Source organism: Variovorax sp. GW821-FHT09B01 (genome assembly GCF_059418345.1).
The window spans coordinates 89356-107327 of the sequence record NZ_JBWKPQ010000022.1 but is presented as its reverse complement, the minus strand read 5'-3'; the positions used below and the strand labels follow the sequence as shown (position 1 = coordinate 107327).

The 17972-nt window shown below is 70.5% G+C and carries 17 protein-coding genes; 15 read left to right on the top strand and 2 right to left on the bottom strand.

The window, feature by feature from the left end:
* The 3 genes from AC07RV_RS36840 to AC07RV_RS36830 all read left to right on the top strand — a co-directional run bounded on the left by AC07RV_RS36840 (nucleotide 1) and on the right by AC07RV_RS36830 (nucleotide 3488).
* On the top strand, nucleotides 1-927 hold the full coding sequence (locus AC07RV_RS36840; protein WP_203204055.1) for a LysR family transcriptional regulator: 927 nt from the start codon (nucleotides 1-3) through the stop codon (nucleotides 925-927).
* Between the two features lie 70 nt (nucleotides 928-997).
* Nucleotides 998-1453, top strand: a complete 456-nt coding sequence (locus AC07RV_RS36835) for a DUF2214 family protein (protein WP_093350618.1) — start codon at nucleotides 998-1000, stop codon at nucleotides 1451-1453.
* Nucleotides 1454-1457: 4 nt separating this feature from the next.
* Complete coding sequence (locus AC07RV_RS36830; RefSeq protein WP_296781725.1) at nucleotides 1458-3488, top strand: spermidine synthase; 2031 nt, start codon at nucleotides 1458-1460, stop codon at nucleotides 3486-3488.
* Nucleotides 3489-3541: 53 nt separating this feature from the next.
* Here the strand turns inward: AC07RV_RS36830 and AC07RV_RS36825 are convergent, their stop codons facing one another.
* Nucleotides 3542-3886, bottom strand: a complete 345-nt coding sequence (locus AC07RV_RS36825; protein WP_203204058.1) for a hypothetical protein — start codon at nucleotides 3884-3886, stop codon at nucleotides 3542-3544.
* 131 nt (nucleotides 3887-4017) lie between these two features.
* Between AC07RV_RS36825 and argS the strand changes: the two genes are divergently transcribed.
* The 8 genes from argS to AC07RV_RS36785 all read left to right on the top strand — a co-directional run bounded on the left by argS (nucleotide 4018) and on the right by AC07RV_RS36785 (nucleotide 13170).
* Nucleotides 4018-5703: an arginine--tRNA ligase gene (argS, locus tag AC07RV_RS36820; RefSeq protein ID WP_296781724.1), complete on the top strand. Its 1686-nt coding sequence runs from the start codon at nucleotides 4018-4020 to the stop codon at nucleotides 5701-5703.
* Between the two features lie 11 nt (nucleotides 5704-5714).
* Nucleotides 5715-6479 (top strand): SPOR domain-containing protein, encoded by a 765-nt coding sequence (locus AC07RV_RS36815; protein WP_296781723.1) that lies wholly within the window; start codon nucleotides 5715-5717, stop codon nucleotides 6477-6479.
* Between the two features lie 184 nt (nucleotides 6480-6663).
* Nucleotides 6664-7311 carry a thiol:disulfide interchange protein DsbA/DsbL gene (locus AC07RV_RS36810; RefSeq protein ID WP_093350631.1) on the top strand — a complete coding sequence of 216 codons (648 nt, stop codon included), beginning with the start codon at nucleotides 6664-6666 and terminating at the stop codon, nucleotides 7309-7311.
* Nucleotides 7312-7525: 214 nt separating this feature from the next.
* Nucleotides 7526-8248 (top strand): lipopolysaccharide transport periplasmic protein LptA, encoded by a 723-nt coding sequence (lptA, locus tag AC07RV_RS36805; RefSeq protein ID WP_296781722.1) that lies wholly within the window; start codon nucleotides 7526-7528, stop codon nucleotides 8246-8248.
* Complete coding sequence (gene lptB, locus AC07RV_RS36800) at nucleotides 8245-9039, top strand: LPS export ABC transporter ATP-binding protein (protein ID WP_057595581.1); 795 nt, start codon at nucleotides 8245-8247, stop codon at nucleotides 9037-9039. Before lptA ends, lptB begins: the two co-directional genes overlap by 4 nt.
* 30 nt (nucleotides 9040-9069) lie before the next feature.
* Nucleotides 9070-10659 carry an RNA polymerase factor sigma-54 gene (locus AC07RV_RS36795; RefSeq protein ID WP_296781721.1) on the top strand — a complete coding sequence of 530 codons (1590 nt, stop codon included), beginning with the start codon at nucleotides 9070-9072 and terminating at the stop codon, nucleotides 10657-10659.
* A gap of 10 nt (nucleotides 10660-10669) precedes the next feature.
* Nucleotides 10670-12268: a phospholipase D family protein gene (locus AC07RV_RS36790; RefSeq protein WP_296781720.1), complete on the top strand. Its 1599-nt coding sequence runs from the start codon at nucleotides 10670-10672 to the stop codon at nucleotides 12266-12268.
* A gap of 113 nt (nucleotides 12269-12381) precedes the next feature.
* Nucleotides 12382-13170 (top strand): fumarylacetoacetate hydrolase family protein, encoded by a 789-nt coding sequence (locus AC07RV_RS36785; protein WP_296781719.1) that lies wholly within the window; start codon nucleotides 12382-12384, stop codon nucleotides 13168-13170.
* 10 nt (nucleotides 13171-13180) lie between these two features.
* Here AC07RV_RS36785 and AC07RV_RS36780 read toward each other — a convergent pair whose 3' ends face one another.
* A complete protein-coding gene (locus tag AC07RV_RS36780) occupies nucleotides 13181-14119 on the bottom strand; it encodes a LysR family transcriptional regulator (protein ID WP_296781718.1) in 939 nt (312 codons plus the stop codon).
* Nucleotides 14120-14215: 96 nt separating this feature from the next.
* Between AC07RV_RS36780 and AC07RV_RS36775 the strand changes: the two genes are divergently transcribed.
* The 4 genes from AC07RV_RS36775 to AC07RV_RS36760 are packed head-to-tail and all read left to right on the top strand — an operon-like array spanning nucleotide 14216 to nucleotide 17954.
* Nucleotides 14216-14677 (top strand): nuclear transport factor 2 family protein, encoded by a 462-nt coding sequence (locus AC07RV_RS36775; protein ID WP_296781717.1) that lies wholly within the window; start codon nucleotides 14216-14218, stop codon nucleotides 14675-14677.
* Nucleotides 14674-15834 carry an iron-containing alcohol dehydrogenase family protein gene (locus tag AC07RV_RS36770; protein ID WP_296781716.1) on the top strand — a complete coding sequence of 387 codons (1161 nt, stop codon included), beginning with the start codon at nucleotides 14674-14676 and terminating at the stop codon, nucleotides 15832-15834. Before AC07RV_RS36775 ends, AC07RV_RS36770 begins: the two co-directional genes overlap by 4 nt.
* 48 nt (nucleotides 15835-15882) lie before the next feature.
* Nucleotides 15883-16803, top strand: a complete 921-nt coding sequence (locus AC07RV_RS36765) for a TauD/TfdA dioxygenase family protein (protein ID WP_296781715.1) — start codon at nucleotides 15883-15885, stop codon at nucleotides 16801-16803.
* Nucleotides 16800-17954 carry an alpha-hydroxy acid oxidase gene (locus AC07RV_RS36760; protein ID WP_296781714.1) on the top strand — a complete coding sequence of 385 codons (1155 nt, stop codon included), beginning with the start codon at nucleotides 16800-16802 and terminating at the stop codon, nucleotides 17952-17954. Before AC07RV_RS36765 ends, AC07RV_RS36760 begins: the two co-directional genes overlap by 4 nt.
* The last annotated feature ends 18 nt before the right edge of the window (nucleotides 17955-17972 follow it).

The following is a 17972-nucleotide window of genomic DNA, read 5'->3' as shown; positions in this document are numbered from 1 at the left end:
ATGGACCGCCTGAAGCAGCTCGAATCCTTCGTCTCGGTCGCCACGCGCGGCAGCCTCACCGCGGCCGCCAAGGCCGAGGGCGTGGCGCCCGCGATCATGGGGCGCCGGCTCGATGCGCTCGAGGAGCGCCTGGGCGTGAAGCTGCTGGTTCGCACCACGCGGCGCATCACGCTCACGCACGAGGGCAGCGCCTTCCTCGAGGACTGCCAGCGCCTGCTGGTGGAGTTCGCCAATGCCGAGGCCAGCGTGAGCGCGGGCGGCGTCAAGGCCAGCGGCCACCTGCGCGTGACCGCGCCCGCGGGCTTCGGCCGGCGCCACGTCGCGCCGCTGGTGCCGCGCTTCCATGCGCTGCATCCCGAGGTGACGATCTCGCTGAACCTCAGCGACCGCGTGGTCGACGTGGCCGGCGAGAGCTTCGATTGCGCGGTGCGCGTGGGCGACCTGCCCGATTCCTCGCTGGTCAGCGTGCGGCTGGCCGACAACCGGCGCCGCTGCGTGGCCACGCCCGAGTTCGTGCTGCGCCACGGCGCGCCGCGCCATCCGAACGAGCTCTCGCGCTTCGCCTGCCTGGCGCTCACCAGCGACGCCTCGCAGACGCGCGGCTGGGCCTTCCGCATTCCCGACGACCAGGGCGGCCACGAGCTGATCCATCTGCGGCCCAGCGGTCCGCTCGACTGCTCCGACGGCCAGGTGCTGCACGACTGGTGCCTGGCCGGCCACGGCATCGCCTGGCGCAGCACCTGGGAGGTCGAGGCCGAGATCGACGCCGGGCTGCTGGTGCCGCTGCTCGACGAGTTCGCGGCACCGCCCAACGGCATCTACGCGGTGTTCGCGGGCGCCAAGCACCTGCCGCTGCGCGTGCGACTGTGGCTTGATTTCCTCAAAGACCAATACGGGCGGCCCGAATTCTGGGGTGGACGGACCTGAGCCGGGCGCGCGGCTGCACAATCTGTTTGCATTTGCAAACCCCACGCGCCCCGACGAAGAGAACGCCACGATGACCCTCGAAGCCATCCTCGCCTACCTGCATCTGCTGGCCATCCTCACGATGGTCGTCTTCATCGCCAGCGAGGCGGCGCTGTGCCGCGTCGAGTGGCTCAATGCCGCGGTGGTCGAGCGGCTCGCGCGCGTCGACATGGTCTACGGCATCGCCGCCGTGTCCGTGCTGCTGACCGGCATCGCGCGCACCCTCTGGGGCGTGAAGGGCACGGCCTGGTACTGGACCAATCCGCTGCTGCACTTGAAGCTGGGGCTGTTCATCGTGGTCGGCGTGCTGTCGATCTTCCCGACCCTGAACTACCTGCGCTGGCGCAAGGCGCTTCGCGCCAGCGGCACGCTGCCTTCGGAGGCCGAGGTGAAGAAGACGCGCAAGCTGGTGATGATCCAGGCGCATCTGATCGCCGTGATCCCGCTGGCCGCGGTGTTCTTCGCGCGCGGCTTCGGCAGCAAGTAGCCGCATGGCGAACGCCGGCATCCAGTTCCTGTTTGCCGGCACGATCTTCGGCAGCGCCTTCCTTCTCTTCCTCGTCCAGCCGCTGATCGCCAAGCAGATCCTGCCGTGGTTCGGCGGCTCGGCCGCCGTGTGGTCGATCTGCATGGTGTTCTTCCAGGTCGCGCTGCTCGCGGGCTATGCCTATTCGGACTGGATCTCGCGCCACCTGCGCATGCGCGCGCAGGCGCTGCTGCATGTGGCGCTGCTGCTCGCGAGCCTGGCCTTCCTGCCGATCGTGGCCGGCGCGCAGTGGAAGCCGGCCGGCGCCGAGGACCCGGCCTGGCGCATCCTCGGGCTGCTGGTCGGCACCATCGGCCTGCCGTACTTCCTGCTCTCGACCACCGGGCCGCTGGTGCAGTCCTGGGTGTCGCGCACGCCCTGGGGCGCGCGCGTGTACCGCTACTTCTCGCTGTCGAACCTCGCATCGCTGCTCTCGCTGCTGAGCTACCCGGTGCTGATCGAGCCGCGCAGCACGCTGATGCAGCAGGCCATCGGCTGGTCGTGGGGCTACGCGGGCTTCGTCGTGCTCTGCGCGGGCACCACGCTGTACATGGCGCGCCGCTGGAACCACGACCTGCCGGCCGCCGCCGCGTCCACCGATGCGCCCGTCGCGGCACCGCGCCGCATCGACCAGCTGCTGTGGCTCGCGCTGCCCGCGCTCGGCTCCTGGCTGCTGCTGGCCGTCACCAACCACATCACGCAGAACATCGCGGCCGTGCCCTTCCTCTGGGTGCTGCCGCTGTCGCTCTACCTGCTGACCTTCGTGCTGTGCTTCGAGAGCGACCGCTGGTACCGGCGCGGCCTGTTCGTGCCGCTCGCGGCCGCGATGCTGGCGCTGTGCGCCTACCAGCTGCAGGACGGCGCCGGGCTCAAGATCCACACCGCGCTGACGATCCACGTGGCGGGCCTGTTCGTGCTGTGCATGTTCCTGCACGGCGAGACCGCGCGGCTGCGGCCCGGTCCCGCGCACCTCACGCGCTTCTACCTGATGCTGTCGCTGGGCGGTGCCATCGGCGGCGTGACGGTCGGGCTGGGCGCGCCCTACCTGCTGCCGGCCTACTACGAGCTCGGCATCGGGCTGGTGCTGGCGGCGCTGCTCGGTGCGCTGGTGCTGCGCGCGCGCTGGCTGCTGTGGGTGCCCGGCGTGGGGCTCGCGGCCTGCTGCGGCTGGCTGCTCTCGGAGCAGGTGCGCAGCGACCACGAGGGCCTGCGCACCCTGGGGCGCAATTTCTACGGCTCGATGCACACCTACGATGTGCGGCGCCAGGACCCGCCCGACTACGTGCGCCAGTTCGTCCACGGCTCGATCAAGCATGGCGAGCAGTTCCTCTCTCCCGAGCGCCGCCGCGAACCCACCACCTACTACGGCGCCACCTCGGGCATCGGCCGCGCCATCGAGGCGCTGCCGATCGGCGCGCGCCGCGTCGGCCTGATCGGGCTGGGCGCCGGCACGCTCGCGACCTACGGGCGCACGGGCGACGTCTACCGCTTCTACGAGATCAATCCCGAGGTGTTCGACATCGCGGACCGCGAATTCACCTTCCTGCGCGACAGCCGCGCGCGGATCGAGCGCGTGCTCGGCGACGCGCGGCTGGCGCTGGAGCGCGAGAGCGCGCAGGGCTTCGACGTGCTGGCGGTCGATGCCTTCTCGGGCGACTCGGTGCCGGTGCACCTGCTGACCGCGCAGGCCATGCAGGTCTATCTGCGGCACCTGCGGCCCGACGGCGTGGTGGCCTTCCACGTCACCAACCACTTCCTCGCGCTCGCGCCCGTGGTGGCCCGCATCGCGCAGTCGCAGGGGCTGCATGCGGTGCTGGTCAGCGACGACGCGGAGGATTCGGCCTGGCTGCACGCCACCGATTGGGTGCTGGTGGCGCGCGATCCGCAGGTGCTCGCGCGTGCGCCGATCGCCGCGGCGGCCCAGCCGATCGCGGTCGACCCCACCGCGCGGCCCTGGACCGACGACTACAACAACCTGTTGGGCGTGCTCAAGTAACAAAGCCCGCACGAGGCGGGCTTTGTTCACAAAGGTTGCGGAGAAAAGCGGTCTCAGCCCTTGGCGGCGTCCGCTTCGCACTTCTTGACGAAGCTGTTCTTGGCGGCACCGGCGAGCGCCTTGCCGTTCTTGTCGACCGCCTTGGCGGCGCAGGCGGGAGCGGCGGCGGCCTTGGCTTCCTTCTCGCACTTCTTGATCGAGCTGGCCTTGGCGGCGCCGGCCAGGGCCTTGCCGTTCTTGTCGACGGCCTTGGCTTCGCAGCCGCCGGCGGCTGCGGCGGGGGCCGCCGCGGCGGGAGCGGCCGGGGTGGCGGCCTTGTCCTGGGCCTGGGCGGCGCCGAAGGAAAGGCAGGCGCCGAGCGCGATGGTGGAGGCGACCAGGGAAAGGAGCTTCTTCATGGTGTGTGTCCTTGCAAATGGGTTGTGACAGTGGCTGCCCCGCCTCGGGGTTGACCATCGTAACGGGCGAAGGGGACGGTCGGATGACGATCGTCAACTGCGACCGAGTTTGCCCCCGGTAAAATTCGCCGATGCTATTGGTCAAACAGGAGCTGCTCGCGGCGCTCGCGAACACGCTCGAATCCCTCTCGCCCGGCGCCGGCCTCAAGGCCGCGTTCGAGTCCCCCAAGGTCGCGGCCCACGGCGACTTCGCCAGCAATGCCGCCATGCAGCTGGCCAAGCCGCTCGGCCGCAAGCCGCGCGAGCTCGCCGAGGAACTGAGCGCCGCGCTGCTCGCCACCCCCGCCTTCGCCCAATGGGTGCAGGCGGTCGAGATCGCCGGCCCCGGCTTCCTCAACATCCGCCTGAAGACCGCCGCCAAGCAGCAGGTGGTGCGCGAGGTGCTCGACGCCGGCGCCGCCTTCGGCCAGCGCCCGGCCACCGGCGAGAAGGTGCTGGTCGAGTTCGTCTCGGCCAACCCCACCGGCCCGCTGCACGTGGGCCACGGCCGCCAGGCCGCGCTCGGCGACGCCATCTGCAACCTGCGCGCCTCGCAGGGCGAGCAGGTCTGGCGCGAGTACTACTACAACGACGCCGGCGTGCAGATCCAGACCCTGGCCAACAGCACGCAGCTGCGCGCGCGCGGCTTCAAGCCCGGCGACGCCGAATGGCCGAGCGGCGAGAAGGCCGCGGCCTACAACGGCGACTACATCGCCGACATCGCGGCCGACTTCATCGCGAAGAAGACCGTGAAGTCGGAGGACCGCGAGGTCACGGCCAGCGGCGACATCGAGGACCTGGAGGCGATCCGCGAGTTCGCCGTCGCCTACCTGCGCCGCGAGCAGGACCTGGACCTGCAGGCCTTCCGCGTGCGCTTCGACCAGTACTACCTCGAGTCCAGCCTCTACACCAGTGGCCGCGTCGAGCGCGCGGTGGCGCAGCTGGTCGCCGCGGGCAAGACTTACGAGCAGGACGGCGCGCTGTGGCTCAAGTCGACCGACTACGGCGACGACAAGGACCGCGTGATGAAGAAGCAGGACGGCACGTACACCTACTTCGTGCCCGACGTCGCCTATCACATCGCCAAGTGGGAGCGCGGCTTCCACAAGGTCATCAACATCCAGGGCACCGACCACCACGGCACCATCGCGCGCGTGCGCGCCGGGCTGCAAGCTGCCGGCGAGGGCATTCCCGAGGGCTACCCCGACTACGTGCTGCACACCATGGTGCGCGTCACCAAGGGCGGCGAGGAGGTCAAGATCAGCAAGCGCGCCGGCAGCTACGTCACGCTGCGCGACCTGATCGAGTGGACCAGCACCGACGCCGTGCGCTTCTTCCTGCTGAGCCGCAAGCCCGACACCGAATACACCTTCGACGTCGACCTGGCCGTGGCGCAGAACAACGACAACCCGGTGTACTACGTGCAGTACGCGCATGCGCGCATCTGCTCGGTGCTCGCGGCCTGGGGCGGCGATGCGGCCGTGCTGCAGGGCGTCGACCTGTCGCCGCTCGAGAGCCCGGCGGCCCAGTCGCTGATGCTGCTCTTGGCCAAGTACCCCGAGATGCTGAGCGCCGCGGCCAAGGATTTCGCGCCGCACGACGTCACCTTCTACCTGCGCGAACTGGCGGCCACGTACCACAGCTACTACGACGCCGAGCGCATCCTGGTCGACGACGAGGCCGTGAAGCTGGCGCGCCTGGCGCTGGTCGCCGCGACCGCGCAGGTGCTGCACAATGGCCTCGCGATCCTCGGCGTCACCGCGCCGCGCAAGATGTGAACCCCCTCCCCATGAAGAAGACAACCAGACAACGCGGCAACATCGTCATCGGCCTGATCATCGGGCTGGTGCTCGGCCTGGGCGTCGCGCTGGGTATCGCGGTCTACGTGACCAAGGTGCCGATCCCCTTCGTCACCAAGACGCAGCGCGGCGGTGCCGAGCAGGACGAGGCCGAGGCGCGCAAGAACCGCGACTGGGACCCGAACGCCCCGCTGGCCGGCAAGCCGCAGCAGCCGCGCCCCGCGGCCGCCGGCCCGGTCGGCGCGCCGCCTTCGGGCGACGGCAGCAATCCCGCCACCGCCACGGTCTCGCCCGGCACCCCGCCGCCCACGGCGCCGGTGCCGGTGGTGGTCGCGCCCAAACCCGCGCGGCCCGCGCCGGTGCCGGCCGAGGCCAATGCGCTGCCGCCCTCGAACGATCCGCTCGGCGACCTGGCCCGGGCCCGCGCCGGCAGCGTCGGCGGCAGCACCACGGTGGCCGCCGCCCCGTCGTCGAGCAGCGGCAATGCCGCGGCAGCCACCGGCTCCGGCGGTGCCGATCCCTTCATGTACTTTGTGCAGGCCGGCGCCTTCCGCACCACCGAGGACGCCGAGGCGCAGCGCGCCAAGCTCTCGCTGATGGGCGTCGAGGCCCGCGTGACCGAGCGCGAGCAGGCCGGCCGCACCGTCTACCGCGTGCGTGCCGGTCCGTTCAACAAGAAGGACGACGCCGACCGCCTCAAGGAACGGATGGACGGCGCCGGCCTCGACTCGGCGCTGGTGCGCGTCCAGCGCTGAGCGCCGTCCGGCCGGGGAGCGCCGCCGCCGGGTGGCCTCTCCCGACAACGGTCATGGTTTTTCTTTAAGCTTCGCCGCGGTCCGCGCCGCCCCCGGTTTCCCGGAGCCCCGAGCACCGCGCGCGGGAACTCCGCTTCATCGGCCCGGCTCAGTCTGCCGTCTACCAACTGGAGAGCTCTTTCCCATGAAACGTCGTGATTTCTCGCTGGCCGTCGCCGCTGGCTCGCTCGGCCTGATGGCCCATCTGCCCGCGCAAGCCCAGGCCCGCGCACCGAAGGCCGGCACCGAATACCTCGTGCTCGACAAGCGCGTGCCGGTCGACGCACCGGCCGGCAAGATCGAGGTGATCGAGTTCTTCTCGTACAACTGCCCGCATTGCAACGACTTCGAGCCCGCGCTCGAGGCCTGGGCCAAGGGCCAGCCCAAGGACGTGGTGCTGCGCCGCGTGCCGGTGCCCTTCGTGGGCAACGACGTCGAAGCCAAGCAGCGCCTGTACTACGCGCTCGAGGCGCTGGGCAAGGTCGACGAGTACCAGCCCAAGGTCTTCAACGCGATCCACGCCCAGCGCCAAAACGTGAACGGCGACGCCAACATCGTGGCCTGGGCCGAGAAGAACGGCCTCGACGGCGCGAAGTTCAAGGAGCTGTTCACCTCCTTCGGCGTGGCGAGCAAGGCCAAGCGCGCCTCGCAGCTGACCGAGGCCTACAAGGTGGCCGGCGTGCCCGCGCTGGCCGTGGCCGGCCGCTGGTACGTGGACGGCGAACTCGCCGGCAACATGAACAAGGCGCTGGCCGTGACCAACTATCTGATCGGCGAAGCCCGCAAGGGTTGAGACCGGTCTCGCGGCCCTGGCCGCTCCGCCGCCGGGAGGCCGGAATCCCATCGAGGGTTCCGGGGCGGCCGGGCCGTCATCCGGCCGGTCGGCAGAACGCGGGGCGATCCCGCGGGGTGCCGTGCCCGGGTTCGCCGCCCCGGGGCTTTTTCATCCGCGCGCATGGGTCTGGCGCGATGGGCCGCATACAATGCAGAGCAAGTTTCGTGCCTCTATGACATCGCACTCTCACCCCACCTCCTCCCTTCGCCGCACCGGTCGCCTCGTGCTGGCCGCGCTGCTGCTGGCCGGCTCCGCCGCCTCCGCCCTGGCCGAAACGGCCGACCGGACCAAGCCGATGAACATCGAATCCGATTCGATGCGCTACGACGATCTCAAGCAGACCAGCGTCTTCACCGGCAACGTGGTGGTCACCAAGGGCACCATCATCATCCGCGGCGCGCGCATCGACGTGCGCCAGGACCCCGAGGGCTACCAGTACGGCGTGGTCACCGCGGCGCCCGGCAAGCTCGCCTACTACAAGCAGAAGCGCAACGGCAACGGCGACGAGTGGATCGAGGGCGAGTCCGAGGTCATCGAGTACGACAGCCGCGCCGACAACGTCAAGTTCATCCGCCGCGCCGTCATGCGCCGCCTGGTCGGCGCCACGCCCAACGACGAGAGCAGCGGCGCGCTGATCGTCTACGACCAGAGCAACGACACCTACACCGTCAACGGCTCGACCGTGCCGCCCAACGCCGGCGTGTCGGCGCCAGGTGGCGGTGGCCGCGTCAAGGCCATCCTCACGCCGAAGTCGGCCGCGCCCGCCGCACCGGGTGCGCCCGGCGCCTCGGCGCCGGCCACGCGCCGTCCCGCGGCCCCGGCGCCCACGCCGGCACCGGGCGCCGGACTGCGCTCCACCACCACGCTGAGCGGCGAAGGGGAAGAACGCAAGTGATCGAAGCCGCCGGAACCCAGGAAGCCAACGGCGTGCCGGGCAGCCGCCTCGTCGCGCGCGGCCTGCAAAAGAGCTATGGCAGCCGCAAGGTGGTCAAGGACGTCTCGCTCGACGTGCAGAAGGGCGAAGTGGTCGGACTGCTCGGGCCCAACGGCGCCGGCAAGACCACCTCGTTCTACATGATCGTCGGGCTGGTGCGCGCCGACGCGGGCGAGATCTCCATCGACGGCGAGCCGATCGCCCACATGCCGATCCACCGCCGCGCGCGCATGGGCCTGAGCTACCTGCCGCAGGAAGCCTCGATCTTCCGCAAGCTCACGGTCGAGGAGAACGTGCGCGCGGTGCTCGAGCTGCAGCGCGAGCCCGATGCCAACGGCCGGCCGCAGGCGCTGTCGAAGCAGCGCATGGAAGAGCGCCTGTCGGAGCTGCTGGCCGACCTGCGTGTCGACCACCTGCGCGATTCGCCCGCGCTCGCGCTGTCGGGCGGCGAACGCCGCCGCGTCGAGATCGCGCGCGCGCTGGCCACCCAGCCGCGCTTCATCCTGCTCGACGAACCCTTCGCCGGCATCGACCCGATCGCGGTGATCGAGATCCAGCGCATCATCAGCTTCCTGAAGGAACGCGGCATCGGCGTGCTCATCACCGACCACAACGTGCGCGAGACGCTGGGCATCTGCGACCACGCCTTCATCATCAGCGACGGCCATGTGCTGGCACAGGGCACGCCCTCGGAGATCGTCGACAACGCCGAAGTGCGCCGGGTCTACCTGGGCGAGCACTTCCGGATGTGATGACCCTCGTGCAAGTCATTTCCTGAGGGCATGAAACAAGGCTTGTCGCTGCGCGTTTCGCAGCATCTCGCGCTGACGCCTCAGCTGCAGCAGTCGATCCGGCTGCTGCAGCTCTCCACGCTCGAACTGAGCCAGGAGGTCGAGCAGATGCTCGACGAGAACCCCTTCCTCGAGCGCACCGCCGAGGAAGCCGCGCGCGAGGAGTTCGGCCTCGACGCCGCCGACACGCCCGCGCCGCGCGAGGACACCGAGCGCGAAGCCGAGAGCGACTACGCGAGCGCCGCGCCTTCGACTTCGACCACGTCCACCGAGACCACCTCGTCGTCCGAGGCCGAGCCGGCCCTCGACTCGCCCGAGCGCGAGCCCGACTGGGAAGGCGACGGCACCGTCGACATGGCGCCCGACGACAGCGAATGGGGCAGCGACGCGCCCGCGCGCAACAACAGCAGCACCGGCGACGACGAGCGCGCCGATGCCACCGAGCTCGCGCGCAGCCAGGAATCGCTGCAATCCTTCCTGCACCGCCAGGCGTTGAGCCTGCGGCTCAACGAGAACGACAGCGCCGCGCTGCGCTTCCTGATCGAGTCGCTCAACGACGACGGCTACCTCGAGGATTCGCTGCCGGCGCTGGCCTCGGGCCTCGCGGGCGACGACAACGACCAGTTCGACGAGCTGGTGCACCACTTCCAGGTCGCGCTGGGCCTGCTGCAGAGCCTGGAGCCCGCGGGCGTGGGCGCGCGCGACCTCGGCGAATGCCTCGCGATCCAGCTGCGCGCGCTGGCTGACGAGGACGAGACCGAGGAAGAAGAGCTGGTGCGCAAGACCGCGCTCGCCATCTGCAAGCAGCCGATGGAGCTGCTCGCGCGGCGCGACTTCAAGCGCCTGGCCACGCTCACGCGAACCAACGAGGAGCTGGTGCGCTCGGCGCTGCAGATCATCGCGCGGCTCGAACCCAAGCCGGGCCGCCGCTTCGTCGACGTCGAGCGCAACATCGTCATTCCCGACGTGATCGTCACCAAGACCGGCCGCGGCACCAACGTGAAGTTCCGCGTCATGCTCAACCCCGAGGTGATGCCGCGGCTGCGCGTGCACGACATCTATGCCGGCGCGCTCAAGTCGCACAAGGGCGAGGGCAGCCAGGCGCTGTCGCAACGGCTGCAGGAGGCGCGCTGGTTCATCAAGAACATCCAGCAGCGCTTCGACACCATCCTGCGCGTGAGCAACGCCATCGTCGAGCGGCAGAAGAGCTACTTCGTGCACGGCGAACTCGCGATGCGCCCGCTGGTGCTGCGCGAGATCGCCGACGAGCTCGGGTTGCACGAGTCCACCATCTCGCGCGTGACCACCGCGAAGTACATGTCGACGCCCTTCGGCACGGTCGAGCTCAAGTACTTCTTCGGCTCGGCGCTGGGCACCGAGACCGGCGGCAATGCCTCGAGCACCGCGGTGCGCGCGCTGATCAAGCAGTTCGTCGGTTCGGAGAGCGTGAAGAAGCCGCTGTCGGACAGCCAGATCTCCGAGATGCTCAAGGAGCAGGGCATCGAGTGCGCGCGCCGCACCGTCGCCAAGTACCGCGAGGCGCTGCGCATTGCGCCCGCCAACCTGCGCAAGGCCCTGTAGAAAGCCGCCGATGGCCCGACGCCTGCTGTCGCGCTGTGGGCTCCGGGTGTTCGCCATCGCGGCCGCGCTGCTGGCCGCCGGTTGCGCCACCTTGCCCGACGAGGCTCCGCGCGCCCCCACCAAGGCCATCGCCGTGTCGAAGGACACCGCGCTCGGGCGCATCGCGCTGGCCGCGCAGCCCGACCCCGACCTCAGCGGCTTTCGCCTCATGCCCGGCGGCGACTTCGCCTTCGACACCCGCATCCAGCTCGCGCGCCGGGCCCAGCGCACGCTCGACGTCCAGTACTACCAGATCGAGAACGACGAGACCGGCCGCTACCTGCTGCGCACCCTGCGCGATGCCGCGCAGCGCGGCGTGCGGGTGCGCGTGCTGATGGACGACCTCTACACCGCGGGCGAGGACGAGCTGCTGCGCGGCTTCGCGGCCACGCCCAATGTCGAGCTGCGCCTGTTCAACCCCTTCCCGGCCGGCCGCGGCAGCCTGCTCGCGCGCTTCACGGCCTCGCTGTTCGACTTCAGCCGCGTCAACCGGCGCATGCACAACAAGCTGTTCATCGCCGACGGCGCGATGGCCGTGGCGGGCGGGCGCAACATCGGCAACCAGTACTTCCGGCGCACCGCGGGCGAGAACTTCATCGACCTCGACACCTTCGTGACCGGCGCGCTGATCCCGCGCCTGGGCAGCCTGTTCGACCAGTACTGGAACAGCCCCTACGTGCGGCCCGTCGAGTCGGTGGTGGCGAGCACGCTGCCGAACGATGAACTGCGACGCCGCTTCGAGGCCGCCACCGGCCCCGACACCACGCCGCCGCCGCCGAAGCCCGCGCCCAACGACCTGCTGGGCTACGGCCCGATCGCCGAGGACCTCGACGCCGGCCGGCTAGGCCTGATCTGGACCACGGCCGAGGCCTATGCCGATTCGCCCGACCGCGTGATCGGCAAGACCGCCTCGTACGGCGGCGTGCCGCTGCTCGACGTCGACAGCGTGCGCTACAACGTGGTCGAGCAGATGCGCCGCGCGCGCAGCGAGGTCACCATCGTCTCGCCCTACCTGATCCCGGGCGCCGCGGGGCTCGAGGTGATGAACGAGATCCGCCGGCGCCAGGTGAAGATCAGCGTGGTGACCAACTCGCTCGCCGCCACCGACGAGCCGCTGGTGCACACCGCCTACCGCCGCTACCGGCCCGAGATGCTGCGCCTGGGCGCCGAGCTCTACGAACTCAGCACCAACCGCACCCGCCGCAGCGTGCGGCTGGGCCTGTTCGGCACCTCGGTCGGCCGGCTGCATGCCAAGTCGGCGGTGATCGACCAGCGCATCCTGTTCGTCGGCTCGATGAATTTCGACCCGCGCTCCGAGGTCCACAACACCGAGATCGGCCTGTTCATCCGCAGCCCCGAGATGGCGCAGCAGGCGCTGAAGCTGCTCGAGGTGCTCAAGCAGCAGGGCGCCTACAGGCTGCGCTTCGCCGAAGGCAGCGACTCGCGCCTGGAGTGGGTCAGCGAGGAGGCCGGCAAGACCACGGTGCTGAGCGAGGAGCCCGACTCGGGCTTCTGGGACCGCACCATGCTCGAACTGCTGGCGCCGCTGACGCCCGAGAGCCTGCTCTAGGCGGTTTGGGCGGCTTTCGCAAACCGTCGGTTTCCGTTCCGCAAACCTCGGCCTGTCATGCTGTGGTGCCTCTGCGAGCAGGGGGCCCGAACACCACCGACAGGAGCACGCGCATGAAATGGATCCACTACACCGCGCCCGGCGCGGCCGCCAGCAGCTACGGCGTGCTGGAGGACGACCGCGTCCGCGCGGTGAACGGCAGCCCCTTCGGCGGCCACGACTTCACGGGCGCCGTGCATCGCCTGGCCGACGTGCGGATCGAGGTGCCGCTGCTGCCGCGCACCTTCTATGCGGCGGGGCTCAACTACGTGCGCCACATCAAGGAATACGCCGAGCAAAGCGGCCAGACGCTCGCGATCCCCGAGAAGGCCGACATCGGCTACCGCGCGGTCAACGCGCTGGTTCCTCACGAGGCAGCCGTCGTCATTCCGTCCAACGCGAAGCAGGTGGAGTACGAGGGCGAGCTGGTCGTGGTGATCGGCCAGAAGGCCCGCCACCTGAGCGAGGCCGACGCGCTGTCGTGCGTGCTGGGCTACACCATCGGCAACGACGTGAGCGAGCGGCTCTGGCAGGCCTCGGACCGCACCTTCTGGCGCGCCAAGAACTGCGACACCTTCAAGCCGATGGGGCCGTGGATCGAAACCGATTTCGACCTGGAAGCGGCCCGCACCACGGTGCGCGTCAACGGCGAGGTGAAGACGCAGTTCCGCACCGGCGAGATGCTGTTCGGCATCGCGACCTTCATCAGCGCGATGACGCGGCATCTCACGCTGTACCCGGGCGACGTGATCTGGATGGGCACCGACGGCAAGTCGCCGCACCTGAAGGCCGGCGATGTCGTCGAGGTGGAGATCTCGGGCCTCGGCTGCCTGCGCAATCCCTTCGTCGCCGAAGAGGCCTGAGGGCGACCGTTCAACGACCCGCGGTGCCGCGCGCCGCGGTGGTGGCCGGCAAGGCCCAGTCGGGCGGATGGCGCGACCATTCGCGCAGGAACTCCAGCAGGTGGCGCACGCGGCTGGGCATGTTGCGCCGGGTCGAGAACACCACGTGGATGTCGAGCTCCTCGGGCACCGCGCCGGGCAGCAGGGCCTCGAGCGTGCCGGCCTTCAGTTCCTCCGACACCATGTAGTGTGGGTGCAGCGAGATGCCGATGCCCAGCAGCGCGCACTGCTTGATCGCATCGCCCATGTTGGCGCGCACGGTGCCGCGCACGCGCACCTCCTGCGGCGGGTTGCCGGCGAACTTCCACACGCCCGAGCCCGACTTGATGATGTGCACCAGGCAGTTGTGGCGCGCCAGGTCGGCCGGCGTGGCGGGCCGGCCGTAGGCCTTCAGGTAGGCCGGCGACGCCACCACCACCTGCGGCGCCTTCAGCAGCGACTGCGCGACGTAGCTCGCGTCCTCGAGCGAGGGCGCGATGCGGATCGAGAGATCGAGCGCCTCGGCCACCAGGTCGGAGCGGCCGTCGTCATGGACCACCGTCACCTCGATGTCCGGGTAGCGGTGGGTGAACTGCGCCACCACGCGCATCAGGTGGTAGGCGCCGAACGAGGGCGGCGTGCCCACGCGGATCGCACCGCGCGGCAGCTGCACGGCATCGCGCACCTCGCCCTCGATCGCCTCGTAGCGCTCCAGCAGGTCGCGCCCCGAGTCGAGCACGCGCGCGCCGGCCTCGGTCAATGCCACCTGCTTGGAGGTGCGCTTGAGCAACTGCGCGCCCATCGAGGCTTCGAGCCAGGCCACGTGCTTGGTGATGGTGGCGCGCGACACCGAGAGCTGCATGGCTGCGCGCGCGAAGCTTCCGCAGCGCGCGACCTCGGTGAATATCTGAAGGCAGCGAAGGCGATCCACGTCGTTCGACCCGGTTCAAGGTTTCCAAATCGCAAACCTTGGATTGTCGAACAGGGTGTGTCAGCGGGCAAGCCGACTCCTAGACTCGTCCGCCACATGACCGCCGATGTTTCCATTCCCGACGCCGCGCGCCTGCTGCCCGAGCTGACGCAGGCGCTGCACCGCTTCTTCCATGCGCTCGACCGGCGCGACTACGACGCGATGCTCGCGCTGTTCGCCGACGACTGCCGCTGGCTGCGCCAGGGCCGGTGGCTCGAGGGCAAGCCGGCCGTGCGCGCCGCGCTCGAAGCGCGCGCCGCCGATGTCGAGACGCGCCATGTGCTCACCAATGCCCATGTGAGCGCGCAGGACGGCACATCGGCTGAGGTCGAGGCCTACATGACGGCCTACCGCCATCCCGCCGCAGCGCAGCCCGACGGCGCGCCGCCGCGCATCGCCGGGCCGCTGCGCTTCAACCTGACGACCACCGTCTTCCGCCGCGATCCGGGCCAGGGCTGGCGCATCGCCGAGCAGCGCATGGTGACGGCCTTCGACTTCGCCTCAGCTTCCGCCGAATGAACGCCTTGCCCGCCTCCTTCGTCCACCGCGGCGTCGCCACGCGGCTGGTGATGCGCGAAGGCGCCATCGACGGCCTGCGCGCCGAGCTCGATGCGCTGGGCATCGCGCGGCCGCTGGTGCTGGGCGGCGCGCGCACGCAGCGCTCGGCCCTGTTCGCGCGCAGCCTCGCGGCGCTGGGCGACCTGCCGCATCTGCTGGCCGACCCGGTGCCCGCGCATTCGAGCGTGGCGCTGGTCGAGCAACTGGCCGCGCGCGCGCTGGCCGAGGGTGTCGACGGCTTCGTCGCCGTCGGCGGCGGCAGCGCCTCCGACACGGCCAAGGCGATCGCGCTGCTGATGGCGGAGGGCGGTGCGCTCGCCGACCACGCGGTGCGCTTCACGCCGCCCGATTCGCTGGTGGCGCCGCGCCTCCTCGCGCCGAAGCTGCCGATCGTGGCCATTCCGCAGACCGCCTCCGGCGCCGAAGTCACGGCGTCGCTCGGGGTGCGCGGCGACGACGGCGCCAAGCTGTTGTTCACCGATGTGCAGCTCGCCGCGCGGCTGGTGCTGATCGACCCGCGCGCCAACCTCGAGATCCCCGCGGCGCTGATGTGCGCCACCGGCATGAACGGACTCGCGCATTGCCTCGAGGGCCTCTATTCGATGGAGCGTTCGCCGCTGGCCGAGACGCTGGCGCTCGATGCGATGGCGCGCTTCGCGCAGGCGCTGCCCGCCGTCCACCGCGATCCACAGGACGTCGCGGCGCGCGCCGCGCTGCTCTATGCCGCGCACCTTTCGGGCCAGGTGCTGGTCAACGCGCGCACCTGCCTGCATCACGCCGTGTGCCATGCGATCGGTTCGGTGACCGGCGTCGGCCACGGCGATGCCAATGCCGTGATGCTGCCGCACGCCATCGCCTTCAATGCCGAAGCCGCGGCCGGGCCGCTGATGCGGGCCGCCGCGGCGTGGGGCGCGCCCGACGTGCCTGCGCTGGTGGATGCCCTGCGCGCGCTGCAGGCGGCCATCGGCGTGCCCACGCGGTTGCGCGACATCGGCGTGCCGCGCGATGCGCTCGACCGCATCGGCGCCAAGACGATGCGCGAACGTGGCCTCTACTACAACCCGCGGCGCGTCGCGGGCGCGCACGAGATCCGCGCGCTGCTCGACGTCGCGTACTGACGGCCTTCCCCGAACACGCCCCCCTTCATTCGCCAGAGGACTCCATCCATGACCATCCGCATCGTTCCCGGCGGCGCCACCCTCGGTGCCCGCGTCGAGGGACTCGACCTGTCGCGCCCGCTGTCCGCCGAGGTCTTCGAACAGCTGCTGCAGGCGCTCGGCCGCCACGGCGTGCTGAGCTACCCCCGGCAGGAACTGTCCGCGACCCAGCTGCGCGACTTCTCGGCGAACTTCGGCCGGCTCGAGGTCAACGTGGCGGGCGCCTACCAGGAGCCGGGACTGCCCGAGGTCATGGTGCTGTCGAACATCGTCGAGAACGGCAAGCCGCTCGGACTCTCCGACGCGGGGCAGGACTGGCACACCGACATGTCCTACAACCGGATGATCGCGTTCACCAACGTGCTCTACGGCATCCGGATTCCGCACCGCGACGGCCAGCCCCTCGGCAACACCGAGTTCTGCAACATGCATGCGGCCCACGAGGCCCTGCCCGATGCGTGGAAGCGGCGCCTCGAGGGCATGACCGTGCTGCACGACTTCGACAAGTTCTGGGAAATGATGCGCCGCGAGCGCGGCAGCACGCGTCCGCCGCTCACGCCCGCGCAGCGCGCGGCGCGGCCGCCGGTCTCGCATCCGCTGTTCCTCGTGCACCCGATCACGGGCCGGCGCGTGCTCTACGCCAACCCGGGCTATGCGATCCGCATCAACGAGATGAACGAGAAGGAAAGCGCCGAGGCGCTCGAATTCCTCTTCGCGCACCAGACCCGCCCCGAGTTCCGCTACGCGCATCGCTGGGAGGTCGGCGACGTGCTCATGTGGGACAACATGGGCACCATCCACAACGCGATTCCCGACTACCGGCCCGACGAGCCGCGCTACATCAAGCGCTGCCAGGTGATGGCGACGCGCTTCTTCCATGACGACGGCACGCCGCGCGCGGTGGCCGACACGGCGCTGGCCGGCGCATGACGCACAGCGCGGCCGCCTGCTATTCGATCGCCGACCTGCGCACGCTCGCGCGCCGGCGGCTGCCGCGCGCCGTGTTCGACTTCTTCGACGGCGGTGCCGAGGACGAGCGCACGCTCGCCGGCAACGGCCGCGCCTTCGAGCGCTGGCAGTTCGCGCCACGCGTGCTGGTCGACGTGGCGGATGCCTCGTCCGCCTGCAGCCTGCTGGGCGCGCCCGCGGGCATGCCGGCCGCCATCGCGCCGACCGGCGCGGCGGGCTTCGGCTGGCGCGGCGCGGACCTGGCGCTCGCGCGCGCGGCGGCCAGGATGGGTCTGCCCTACACCCTGTCGAGCAGCGCCACCGCCGCCATCGAGACCATCGCCGAGCAGGCGCCCGGGCGCCTGTGGTTCCAGGCCTATGTGCTGCGCAACCGGGACTTCTTCTGGCAACTGGTCGACCGTGCCCGCGAGGCCGGGTACGAGGCGCTGGTGATCACCGTCGACCTGCCCGTCGGCGGCAAGCGCGAGCGCGATTTCCGCAACCACTTCTCGATCCCGTTCCGCTTCACCTCGCGCAACGTGCTCGACTTCGCCTCGCGGCCGCGCTGGGCCCTCGACATGCTGCTGCGCGGCCTGCCCGCGATGGAGAACCTGCGCGGGCTCGAGACGGCGGCGACCAGCGCGGGCGCCATCGCCTCGTCCGTCGGCCGCAGCTACGACCCCGCCTTCGACTGGGCGCGGCTGGCCGAGGTGCGCGAGCGCTGGCCGCGCAAGCTGATCGTCAAGGGCGTGAGCCGCGCCGACGATGCCACGCGCCTGGCCGCGATGGGCGTGGACGCCATCGTCGTCTCCAACCATGGCGGCCGGCAGCTCGACGGCGCCGTTCCCAGCCTGCAGGCACTGCCCGAGGTGCTGCAGGGCGTGGCCGGGCGCTGCCCGGTGCTGGTCGACGGCGGCATCCGCCGCGGCGCGGACATCGCGAAGGCGCTGGCCCTGGGCGCGCACGGCGTGCTGCTGGGCCGCGCGACGCTGTTCGGCGCGGTGGCCGCGGGCGACGCCGGTGCACAGCGCGCCCTCGACATCCTGCACGACGAACTGCTGCGCACGATGCGCCTGTGCGGCGCCCCGGGCGTGGCGCAGCTTTCGGCCGACCTGCTGCGGCCGGCCCCGTGAATCCCCGAACCGAAAGGA

Excerpts from the sequence above, each read along its gene's own strand:
- AC07RV_RS36790 (WP_296781720.1), top strand. The coding sequence starts at position 10,670 with ATGGCCCGACGCCTGCTGTCGCGCTGTGGGCTCCGGGTGTTCGCCATC.
- AC07RV_RS36775 (WP_296781717.1), top strand. The coding sequence starts at position 14,216 with ATGACCGCCGATGTTTCCATTCCCGACGCCGCGCGCCTGCTGCCCGAG.
- AC07RV_RS36815 (WP_296781723.1), top strand. The coding sequence starts at position 5,715 with ATGAAGAAGACAACCAGACAACGCGGCAACATCGTCATCGGCCTGATC.
- AC07RV_RS36770 (WP_296781716.1), top strand. The coding sequence starts at position 14,674 with ATGAACGCCTTGCCCGCCTCCTTCGTCCACCGCGGCGTCGCCACGCGG.
- AC07RV_RS36840 (WP_203204055.1), top strand. The coding sequence starts at position 1 with ATGGACCGCCTGAAGCAGCTCGAATCCTTCGTCTCGGTCGCCACGCGC.
- AC07RV_RS36835 (WP_093350618.1), top strand. The coding sequence starts at position 998 with ATGACCCTCGAAGCCATCCTCGCCTACCTGCATCTGCTGGCCATCCTC.
- AC07RV_RS36795 (WP_296781721.1), top strand. The coding sequence starts at position 9,070 with ATGAAACAAGGCTTGTCGCTGCGCGTTTCGCAGCATCTCGCGCTGACG.
- AC07RV_RS36825 (WP_203204058.1), bottom strand. The coding sequence starts at position 3,886 with ATGAAGAAGCTCCTTTCCCTGGTCGCCTCCACCATCGCGCTCGGCGCC.
- AC07RV_RS36810 (WP_093350631.1), top strand. The coding sequence starts at position 6,664 with ATGAAACGTCGTGATTTCTCGCTGGCCGTCGCCGCTGGCTCGCTCGGC.
- AC07RV_RS36830 (WP_296781725.1), top strand. The coding sequence starts at position 1,458 with ATGGCGAACGCCGGCATCCAGTTCCTGTTTGCCGGCACGATCTTCGGC.
- argS (WP_296781724.1), top strand. The coding sequence starts at position 4,018 with ATGCTATTGGTCAAACAGGAGCTGCTCGCGGCGCTCGCGAACACGCTC.
- AC07RV_RS36760 (WP_296781714.1), top strand. The coding sequence starts at position 16,800 with ATGACGCACAGCGCGGCCGCCTGCTATTCGATCGCCGACCTGCGCACG.
- AC07RV_RS36765 (WP_296781715.1), top strand. The coding sequence starts at position 15,883 with ATGACCATCCGCATCGTTCCCGGCGGCGCCACCCTCGGTGCCCGCGTC.
- lptA (WP_296781722.1), top strand. The coding sequence starts at position 7,526 with ATGACATCGCACTCTCACCCCACCTCCTCCCTTCGCCGCACCGGTCGC.
- AC07RV_RS36785 (WP_296781719.1), top strand. The coding sequence starts at position 12,382 with ATGAAATGGATCCACTACACCGCGCCCGGCGCGGCCGCCAGCAGCTAC.